The sequence below is a fragment of the Streptomyces sp. NPDC044061 genome, assembly GCF_056434305.1.
On sequence record NZ_JBWKFL010000060.1, the window covers coordinates 29,433 to 39,268 of the forward strand.

A 9,836-nucleotide genomic window follows, 5' to 3' on the forward strand; every position below is an offset into this window, starting at 1 on the left:
CCGACAGTGGTGGTGCACGCGGCCCCGCCGGCCCAACGCTGAATAGCCCTAATCGGGGAGTGGTTGCTGCAGGTCAGACCATACGCTGGGAGTCGTTGCGGTGAAATGGGGTGAAGGACGGGTGAGGCATGGCAGCGGGGGAGCCGCCCCAGGCGGTGGTGAGTTTTTGCAGACAGCTGCGGCGTCTGGTGCGCGAATGCGGCATCGCCCAGAGCGACGTGGCCAGAGCGCTTCACCGTAGCAACGGCGCCGTCTCGGCTCTCCTCAACGGGCAGCGTGCTACTCCGCCGGCCTGGGACGACGTGGCGCGCATCGTGGAGTTTTGCGGAAGCCGCCGTGCTAGCCCCCCTGCGGGAGTCAGCCTCGACCTGTCGTGGTGGCGGCTTCGCCACCACGAGATGGAGATCAGCGCTGAAGAACCTCAGAGGAAGCAGCGCCCTCGCCCCCCGTTACCGTCCCCGCCACCGGAGCCGGACGAGGTCCCGGTCGACTTCGCCAGCGCCATCGGCGTACTTGCGGCCGGTCGAGAGGACTTCGAGGGACTCGCGGCGGAACTGCTGGAGCCCCTCACCCTGAGCGGCGCCGCCTCCAACGGGCTCCCTGCGGTACTGGAGAAATTCGGTGACCGGGTCCGCTCCCGCCATGGGACCCCGCGCACCGCACTGCTGGCCGCAGCCGACCGGGCCATCCTGATCACGGCGTTCTGCGAGGCCGTGGCCGACTCCGGCATCCACTATGGGCCCGAGCTCGGCTACCAGCAGGGAGACATCACCACCCAGATCGTCGCCGAACTCGAGCAGGTAGTCCTCGGCACGGACCGGGTCAGGGAAGCCCGCGAACTGCGCCACGAGATCACCGCCGCGTACACCTACGCCGCCGGCATCGTGCACGGCGAAGGCAGCCCGCAAGATCAGTACCCCGAAGACCTGGCCCGCCACGCCTGGCAGCGCTACGAAGCCCATATGGCTTCGGCGACCTGGGACTGCTCTGAATTGCGCCTGACCTCCAACACCGAAGACCCGCCCGAGGTCGCCGAGCAGGGGCCCCCGCCCGGGCCCAGCTATGCGCTGCGGCCACTGTCGCGCTGGCTGGGCCAGTTCGCCGCCGACCCCGCCCCCGCACACCGCTACAAGCGACTGCTACGCGCACCCGTCGCTGACGCCGAGGACGCTGGCCCGGCCATGCCCACCCTGGAGAACGGGTACGTCGACCCGGCCTTCCGCCAGGCGCACCAGCATTCCAGCGGCCGGCACCTGTCCAGCGACGACTGGTGGCTCACGCAGCCCAAGCGCGAAGACCTCGGCGAATTCCTCGCAGCTCACCTCCTCACCGCCCACGCCACCAGTGCCCCCTTGGTCATCCTCGGCCACCCCGGCTCAGGGAAGTCACTGCTGACCAAGCTCCTTGCCGCACGACTACCTGAGGCAGAGTTCTTCTGCCAGCGCATCGAGCTACGCCACATACCCGCGGACCTGGATGTCCAAGGACAGCTCGAAGTATCCCTCAGGCGCTCCACCGGCAGATCCATCCCCTGGCCCGAGGCCGCCGCCCCTGGCACGGTCCGGGTCGTTGTCCTGGACGGCTTCGACGAACTCCTGCAAGCGGCCTCTGCCGACCACGCCCGCTACTCCAACTACCTCCACGACCTGGCCGACTTCCAACTACGCGAAGCCGAACTCGGCCGCCCTACGATCGCAGTCGTCACCAGCCGTACCGTCGTTGCCGACCAGGCCCCTACTCCTCGCCTGAGCACCGTCATCCGCCTGGAGCCCTTCGACGACGACCGCATCGGGCACTGGGTACAGGTCTGGAATACCACCAACCGCCGCTACTTCACTGCACGCGGCCTGCAACCCTTGACCCGCGACGTACTGCAGCCGCACAGCGACCTCATCAGCCAGCCCCTGCTCCTGCTGATGTTCGCCCTCTACGACGCGTCGTCAAACGCCTTGCACCAGCTGAAAGGCGAGGACATCGGCCGACTCGACCTTTACGAACGACTGTTGACCGAGTTCACTCGCCGTCAGGTCGCCAAGCACAACGGCGCCCTCCCCCATCCAGCCGAAGCTGCTGCAGTAGAACACGAACTGCAGCGCCTCGCCGTGATCGCCGTCGGCATGTTCAACCGGCGACGCCAGGGCATCACCGCCTCCGAAGCCCACGCCGACCAGAGCGCACTCCTCGACACCGACGCGGTCCCATCACCGCTGCTCTTCGGCAGCTTCTTCTTCATCCACGAGGCCCAAGCCGTCGTTACTGGCCAGCACAGACACTCCTACGAGTTCCTGCACGCCACCTTCGGCGAGTACCTCACCGCACGCCTCATCATCGATGAACTGAAGCACCTCCTGCCCGCCGACACACCTCATCCCGCTGCCGTCGCCGATGACGACCGGCTGCACGCTCTGCTGTCTCACGTACCGCTTGTCGAGCGGGCCGAAGTCGCACGGAACCTCACTGGTCTGATCAGCAGCCTCAGTCAGCAGCAGCGCCACCACCTCACCGCCCTCCTGATCGAATTGTTCAAAGCAGCCACCGGCGATGTCACCCGACCCGACCAGCCGGCCTACGAGCCCCTCCCCGGCCGCCGCAGTGAACGCGAGGCCGTCTACAGCGTGAACCTGCTCCTGCTGACCGTGCTGGCAAAGGACTCCGTCTGCGTCTCACGCCTCTTCGACACGCGTAACCCGATCGACTCCTGGCGACGCCAGAGCATGCTGTGGCGATCCCAGCTCAGCGAGACCTCTTGGATCACCCTGACCGACACGCTCACCACAGAGCTGTGCACGGACCCGCACACCCGCGACCCCGACGTGCGTGTACGGCTGCTCCCCCCCAACTGCGCAGACGGCCTTGCCTGGCCCGCGAAACCAGATTCTCAAGCCCTCCACGCCGGCCCCTACCGGCATCCCGAGCCGAGCAACCTCCTCGACCTGTACAGGGCCGCCGCCTTCACGCACGACATCAGCTCGCTGCACGTCCTGCACGCCGTGGCACCTCTGGCACAGCACCTTCCTACCACACTGGAGACCTACCACGTCACCGACGATCAACACACGCGCTCCGCCGCGCACACTCTCCTCGCCCTGCTCGACCCGCTCGCCCCTACCCCGTTCACCGCCGCGGCAGAGCTTCTCGACCTTCTCAACGCCTTGCCCGCACGGGAGCGCACGGCGGCCGCGGACATCCTCGCCCGCTTTCTCTTCCATGCCGTCACATACCAGCCCCTCGGCGCTGTCGCCGACGTCCTGGACCAGCTCACGTCCCTGCGCGCCACCGCCTCACGCGGTCTGGGAGTAACTACCTGGCTGATCCTCGCCCAATGTGCCCAAGCCCTTATCGGACACCCAGACGCGCCGCACGCCCAGCTTGAAGCCATCACGGCCCGCTTCGGCCCCCAAGCCCCGGCCCTAGACGGTGCCGGATCCCTGCAGCGGCTTCAGTGCCTGCTCATCGAGGCCGGCACAACAGCCACCTGGAGCGCTGTCGAACGCCCGACTGGCGCCACCGTGCTCACCACCGCTCTCGAACTCCTCCAGCAGGTCTCGCCGGTGAACAGGCCCGCGCACACGGTCATCGACCTCCTCCGCCTCGCACAGGACCTCGACGCCGTGGACTGGCTGGCCGAACACGCAGAGCCGCTGCTGAGCGCACTCCCTCCTGACGGACTCCTCAGACTCCGCCCGACAGATATCAGCTGGCTCCGCTCCATCGTCCACAACGAGAGCCTGCTCGCAGACCTCGACCGGATCCGCAGCCGCTGGCACCGCACGTAACCCGGTCCGCCCCGGCAGTACCGGACGGCATCGACCTTGGGGCCCGGCTCGGAGGCGCAGCGTTTAACGATGCGGCGACCCGCCGTCACGTGGCGAGCGACAGGGTCCTGAGACTTGCTGGCTCTGCGAGGACACCGTGTGTAAGCAATGCGCGCACATGGACACCGAGTCGACGCGGCCCATGCATGGCCAGCAGGTACCGCGCTCCGAATGGGGCTTCGGCCGTCCGCGTTATCCCGGGCAGGCCCGCTGTCGCCTTCGGCAGCCTTGCAGGCCATCCATCTGGAGACCTCGTCAGCGAAGCGCTGATCACTATCGTTGCCCGTCTCGACCACCAGATAGACGGCGAGACGGTCATCGGTGTCACAGGCCACAGCCACTCCCCGTAGCCATTCGCGCGCTCTCCCTCGCAGAGACGACTTCAGTCGCAGCGAGCGTGCATCGACCTGCAGTGAACCCTCGTGCACGGAGTGGGCGTGCTCGACACCATCCGCCAGCGAGAGGCCCGTCCAAGAAGACTCGAATGAGAAGGCCCGCGATCTTCTTCCACTGATGTGAAGGTCACGAGCTAGGGCTGCTCGCGGGTTTGTGACCAGTGGCTTTGCGCCGCATGGTGCTGGTCGGCAGGGATCGGCGGACGGCCCCAATCCAGGACGTGGAGGCCTGTTCTGTGGATGAGGCCGGCGTCGAGTTGGAGGAGCTGGATGGGGGAGCGTCCGTGTCTGCGCAGCCACCTGAGGCGGCGTTGCTGTTCGGCTTGGCTCAGTGTGTGCCAGTGGTCGTAGTGGATGCCGGGGGCAGCGCCGGGGTTCTCGCGGGCCCAGGCGCGCACGAGGGTGGTTTCGTCTGGTGCGCTATGCAGGGTGATCAGGGCCCAGGCGGTGTCGTACGCCAGCGTCGGCCCGTGCCGGGCCATGAGACGGCGGGTGCGCAGCTGGCGCACAGGCGCCAGGAGCCAGCGTGCGGTGTGGAGTTTCATGCTGGTGTGCTCCCGGGATCGTGAGGGCGGTGCCGAAGGACGGCTGCGGTGGCCAGGCGCCGGTGGCCGAGGGCCGTGAGGGTTTGGACGAGGGCCTGGACGAAGACCTCGCGCTGCTGCGGGGTGTGCAGGGTGGTGACGAGGTCGTCGGTGAAACGCCGGATGTCACCGCGCAGGTCGTCGTCCTGCATTTCCTGCGGAGCAGGCAGGCCCTTCAGCGCCTGGGCCAGGCTGTCGAGGTCGTTGAAGCGGTCGGGGAACTGGGCCATCCACCACACGCGGCGTAGGTCCGGGTCGGCGAGCACCCGCTGCAGCTGGGCCAGGCGGTGTAGCTCCTCACCGTGTTCGAGGTCTGCTGCCTGCTGCCGGCGGGCATGTTCCTCGGCCAAGGCGCGGTCCGCGGCCGTGACGCTCAGTTCGGCCGTGCCGCTGACCTCCAGCCCGGGCATGGGGTAACCGCGTTGCAGCAGGGAGTTGGTGGCGTCGTGGGCCGCTGCGAGATCCAGGACGGAGTGCCGGCACAGGATTCCCGCGGCCTGCCGGCGCAGGTGCTCACGAGCTGGCACCGCCAGGTCGCCCCCGCCCGTGTCACCGGGATGCGTCCACTGCCAGCTCCCGGTGATGCGGACGGTGAAGCACACACTGCTGATGTGGCTGGCCATCCGCGCGTCGCTCAGCACGAGCGGATGAGCTGTGCCCGCGCCTGCCGCATCTGCTGCGAGTTGGGCCGGTCTGCTGCGCCGGCGCAGCAGACTCACGCCGCCACGGCGGCGCCGTCACCGCCGGATCGCGCCATGGCAGTGGGGCTGGCAGGGGAGGCCACCTCGGAGATCAGCTGGGCGAACAGCTGTGCGCGCCGGGCCCGTCCCAGGTCGGAGCTGTCGGGCGAGCCCACCAGCAGGCCGGAGGGGCCTTCCTGGCCCAGATAGCCGCGCAGTACCTGCGCCGCCAGGGGCAGGACCTGGTCGTCCTGGAGCTTGGGCGAGTCCAGCCAGGCCGCCAGATGTTGGTACGCCGTCTGTGCTGCCGTGGGCTCCTGCAGGGCCGCGCGCCAGCCGCGGACGAACAGCTGACCGGCCAGCACATCAGGAGTGTCGACGGCCTCGCCGGTGCTCTCCTGGTTCGCGGACAGCGGCAGGAGGATGTCGCTGGTGATGTCGGTCAGGGCCAGGAACGTGCCCGATCCGGCCTTACGAATGGTGCTGTCGCTGGATTCGGCCCATTCCACGATCTCCGACAGCACCAGGACGCGTTGCTCGGGAGTGCTCACCAGGGTGCGCACCACGTCGGCGACGGCGTCCCGGGCCTGGGCGTCATCGCGGGAGGCCAGCAGCCGCAGCCGGGTTAGGGCGACCCGGGGGTACCGCTGGCCCAGCTCGCCCGCGCAGACCGCAGCGACCGCGGCGATCAGCTGTTCGCTGGTTGTCTTCTGCTGGGCCCAGTCGTACAGCTGCTTACGTACGGCGACGCCGGCGACCGGATGGAGCGCCATGGTCTCCAGGATGTGGATGGCAAGCTGACGGTGCGCCACACGGTCGGTCTCGATCCACCGCCTGGCCACGGACAGCACGGTCGAGCCGCCGGGCAGCAACGACAGCGGCACCAGACAGTCGGCGATGCGCTGCAGATGACGAACGGCGATCTTGTTGGGTGCGCTGATCTGGGAGGCCCACTCCAGCAGCACGGGCCGCAGCTGAGGCCGCTGCCGCCACACATACTTCAGCGCAGCCCCGGACAGCCCACGTTGCTTCTCCTCCAGGGAGATGCCCTCGTCATCCGTGTACGAGGCGTCGATGGCCTTCAGCCGCTTGTCCAGGTCACGGCCGGATAGCGCACCGCCACGCGGCAGCTCACCACCGACTTGCGTGAACAGCTGGTCCGCGGCCCCCAGTACGACGGCGGCCGGAGCTCCATCCAGCAGGGCGGCCGCGATCAGCAGCGCGCGCTCCTGCAGGTCTCCCGGCGCGGAGTGCCGCTCGAACCAGGTTTCCAGATGCTTCTGCCAGTCGGTGAACTGCTTTCCGACTGCGGTTTGGCCGTCGTCCTTGGCCTCGGCGATGAGCCGGGCCAGCCGGGCGCCGTCGGATGCCGGCGCCTCGGGGGCGAGCAGGTCGTTGAGCGGATCGTGCGTCAGCCAGTCCATCCGGCCAGCAGCGAGGTGGCGCAGATGGGCCTCGGCGACCTTTGCGGCCGAGGGGCGCGCGAGGTGCACGGTCGGCACGGTCGCGAGGGCCTTGGGGTTCCAGCCGTTCGGATCGGTCAGGATGACCAGAACGGCGTCGGCGGCCTGGGCCTGCTTCTGGTAGTCGGCAAGCCCGGTGTAGAAGTCCTCCGACATATCGCGGTAGTCCGTCAGATCCAGGATGCAGGCGCGCCCCTCTGCGTGGGGGATCTGCTCGGTGCGCGGCTGGTCCCAGTCCAGGACCAGCCAGCTGATCTGCTTCCTGGGTACCCCCGCCTTGCGCAGCGCATGCAGCGCGGCGGTGCGCCGTCCCGTGCCGGCCTCCCCGCTCAGCACCAGGACGTGGCTCTTGCCGTAGGGGCGGCTGAGCATACTGACGGCCTGCGCCACTTGGCCGGATTCCTGCGGCCCGGGGGGATCGACGAACGCGTGTTCCGCGAGGTCCAGTTCGCCGTCGTCGACACTGGCGCTGCGCAGGTACTGCCAGCCCCGGACGTACTGGTGGTGGTGCTCTTCGTAGTCGCCGGCGACCTGCGTCACCTGGGCCTGGCCGGACGCTTCGATCTGCTGCTGCACCGCTGCGGTGCCCTCGGCGTCGGTCATGACTGCTCCTGGCTGGGGATGTAGTCGCGTCCGACCTGGATCAGCCGGGCGTTGCCGCTGGCCTTGCCCTTCTGGCGTACGGCGCCGCTGCTCTCGTTCGCGGTGGTGGCCTTTGTGCTGTGCTGAGCGGCCTGGCTGGGGCGGCCGTCGGGTACGGCGCCGCTGTCCTGCGTGAGGTAGGGGACGAGTACCGAGGGGACCAGCCCGGGGACGAAGAGCCAGCAGGTCTGCTCAAAGCCCGGCTTGCCCTCGACGCGGGCGGTGGCCCGGTGGAAGTGCTGCCCCTTGAGAGCTGGCGTGCGGCCCGCGGCGACCGTGCGGCCAAAGACGGTGTCCGACACCACGGCAGCCAGCAGCACTCCGTGGTCCACCGCGGCGGTCATGGCCCGGCGGGCCGCGTCGCTGTCGACTAGTCGGCAGGCGTCGTTGGCCGCGTCCCCCCTGTGCTCCGGCGGCGCCAGGGGACCGACGTGCACGCTGGCCCGCAGCCGGATCGTCGGCGCGCTGGCCAGCCGGGTCTGCTCGCGCCGCTCGAGTGCCTGACCGAGGTGGACGAGGAGAGGGTCGATCAACCGTGCCGCGTGCCGGGCCGGCAGCACGAAGATGGCACCGTCTCCGCGGTCCTTGACGGCGCCGAGCAGAGTCGCGTCGCCGATCCCGCACTGAGCGAACACCGTCGTCAGCATGCTGTCTAGATCGGCCCGCGCGGGCGCCATCTTCGCCTCGGGGAGCTTGCTGTACTCCTTCATGTCGACGGTCAACAGAGCATGCTCCGGCGGCACATCGGTGACGTCGGACGGGACGAGAGAGGGCATGGGCAGCAGCCTTTCTATCGTGTCGGGGAAATCCGAGTGGGTGTGCTGCCTCATGCTGGACGCGCCCGGGCGACGGCGGTGCCCAGTGCTGGGCACCGCGCCGGTGCGGTCGGTCACGTCTGCGCGTGAGCGTGTGACTGGATCGATGTGATGTCGCGGATGATGAGTCCGCCGGCGGCCTCCGTGGCGAGCCATCCCTGCTCGCGCCACGGTTTCAAGGCCGTTCCCACGGCGTTGCGGGACGCGCCGATCAGCTGTGACAGCTCCAGTTGCGTCAGCCGCACGAGGCATTCGCCGCCGCCCGCCGACGCGGCCTGGAGCAGCCGTGCGAGTGCCGAGGCCAGGCGCACGGGCACGGCCGAAGTGGCCATCTCGAGACGTACGGTCTCCGCTTCGCGTACCCGCGCGATGGCGTGACGCAGCAGCGCGGCCTGCAGATCGTGGCGGTCCACGAAGGCCAGGAAGTCAGGGGCGGGGATGATGTGCACCCGGCAGTCCTCCGCGGCGATGACCGACGCGGTGCGTGGCTGGTTGTCTAACACCGCCAGCTCGCCCAGCAGTTCGCCTGCGCCGCGTACCGCCAGCAGCGTCCGTTCGCCATGCGATCCGGTGAGAGTGATCAAGGTTGATCCGGAGACCAGCAGGATGACGTGGGTGCCCGGATCCCCCTGCCGTAACAGCACGCTCCTGGCCGGGCGCACACGGACCGGAGCCAGCTGACACAACTGCGACCAAAGATCATCACCGATGACCGAGACATGCGGCTGATACATACACCCCCCGAGTGTGGTACCCGTCACGCCATGATGCTCTCAAGCAGTGATGTATCCGCTCAACAATCCAATTCCGGCCATGCCTATGGCAGTTGCCGTTAAATCGACTGCCCACTTCACCGCACGGAACTTCCGCTGAGCCAAGCCGGCGAACAACACCAGCCGCTCCGCCTCCGCCCGCGCAGGACGGCCAGAGCCCATCGCCGAGAATGTCGACACGAGTTCCTCGGCTCCGCTCTGTTCCGGGACAGGACCTACGAACACCCTGAATCCACCGCGCCGTGGCAGCACGGGGCGGATCGCGGACAGGGCAACGACGAGTGCCGCACCAAGAAGAGCCGCAGCACACGCCAGCGCAGCCACCGACAGCCAACTGGACCCCGGCACAGTCGACAGCGTCGCAGCGTCCACGGCCAGCAGACCGCCAGTCACGCCGCACAACGTCGTCGCCTTCGTGTCCGCCCGTTGCATCTCAACGAACATCTCCGCTGCCGCATCCCCAAGCCGCCGGCAACCCGTGCAGTCAGCTGGAGTGAACCCCCCGCCCATGTCAGCCACGTCGTTCCTCCATCGAGGCTTCGGTTCAGCATCACTCGGTTTTGCTCCACACCGTGACTCTGGTGCGCAATTCCTGACGCGGCATCGGCTGAGTACGCGATGATCGCCTGAGCGGTCGCCTTTCCCGTCGTGTGGCCGCGGGGGTGATGT

7 protein-coding genes are annotated in these 9,836 nt (G+C 68.4%); 1 reads left to right on the top strand and 6 read right to left on the bottom strand.

What is annotated here, in order from left to right; translation table 11 throughout:
- Window positions 1-128 precede the first annotated feature (128 nt).
- The gene (locus tag AC07CM_RS44865; RefSeq protein WP_478882337.1) at window positions 129-3,776 is read left to right on the top strand and encodes an NACHT N-terminal helical domain 7-containing protein; all 3,648 of its coding nucleotides are present in this window, start codon (window positions 129-131) and stop codon (window positions 3,774-3,776) included.
- Window positions 3,777-4,344: 568 nt separating this feature from the next.
- Here AC07CM_RS44865 and AC07CM_RS44870 read toward each other — a convergent pair.
- From AC07CM_RS44870 to AC07CM_RS44895, 6 genes are all read right to left on the bottom strand, one after another.
- Entirely contained in the window at window positions 4,345-4,755 is a 411-nt protein-coding gene (locus AC07CM_RS44870) for a hypothetical protein (protein ID WP_478882338.1), read from the bottom strand.
- Window positions 4,752-5,513, bottom strand: a complete 762-nt coding sequence (locus AC07CM_RS44875) for a hypothetical protein (RefSeq protein ID WP_478882339.1) — start codon at window positions 5,511-5,513, stop codon at window positions 4,752-4,754. The genes AC07CM_RS44870 and AC07CM_RS44875 overlap by 4 nt, the downstream gene beginning before the upstream one ends.
- Window positions 5,510-7,540 (bottom strand): hypothetical protein, encoded by a 2,031-nt coding sequence (locus AC07CM_RS44880; RefSeq protein ID WP_478882340.1) that lies wholly within the window; start codon window positions 7,538-7,540, stop codon window positions 5,510-5,512. Before AC07CM_RS44880 ends, AC07CM_RS44875 begins: the two co-directional genes overlap by 4 nt.
- The gene (locus AC07CM_RS44885) at window positions 7,537-8,355 is read right to left on the bottom strand and encodes a hypothetical protein (protein ID WP_478882341.1); all 819 of its coding nucleotides are present in this window, start codon (window positions 8,353-8,355) and stop codon (window positions 7,537-7,539) included. Before AC07CM_RS44885 ends, AC07CM_RS44880 begins: the two co-directional genes overlap by 4 nt.
- Before the next feature lie 113 nt (window positions 8,356-8,468).
- Window positions 8,469-9,128 carry a Crp/Fnr family transcriptional regulator gene (locus tag AC07CM_RS44890; RefSeq protein ID WP_478882342.1) on the bottom strand — a complete coding sequence of 220 codons (660 nt, stop codon included), beginning with the start codon at window positions 9,126-9,128 and terminating at the stop codon, window positions 8,469-8,471.
- Between the two features lie 39 nt (window positions 9,129-9,167).
- Window positions 9,168-9,611: a Pycsar system effector family protein gene (locus tag AC07CM_RS44895; protein WP_478882343.1), complete on the bottom strand. Its 444-nt coding sequence runs from the start codon at window positions 9,609-9,611 to the stop codon at window positions 9,168-9,170.
- Window positions 9,612-9,836 lie beyond the last annotated feature (225 nt).

Excerpts from the sequence above, each read along its gene's own strand:
- AC07CM_RS44870 (WP_478882338.1), bottom strand. The coding sequence starts at position 4,755 with ATGAAACTCCACACCGCACGCTGGCTCCTGGCGCCTGTGCGCCAGCTG.
- AC07CM_RS44890 (WP_478882342.1), bottom strand. The coding sequence starts at position 9,128 with ATGTATCAGCCGCATGTCTCGGTCATCGGTGATGATCTTTGGTCGCAG.
- AC07CM_RS44885 (WP_478882341.1), bottom strand. The coding sequence starts at position 8,355 with ATGCCCTCTCTCGTCCCGTCCGACGTCACCGATGTGCCGCCGGAGCAT.
- AC07CM_RS44865 (WP_478882337.1), top strand. The coding sequence starts at position 129 with ATGGCAGCGGGGGAGCCGCCCCAGGCGGTGGTGAGTTTTTGCAGACAG.
- AC07CM_RS44880 (WP_478882340.1), bottom strand. The coding sequence starts at position 7,540 with ATGACCGACGCCGAGGGCACCGCAGCGGTGCAGCAGCAGATCGAAGCG.
- AC07CM_RS44895 (WP_478882343.1), bottom strand. The coding sequence starts at position 9,611 with ATGTTCGTTGAGATGCAACGGGCGGACACGAAGGCGACGACGTTGTGC.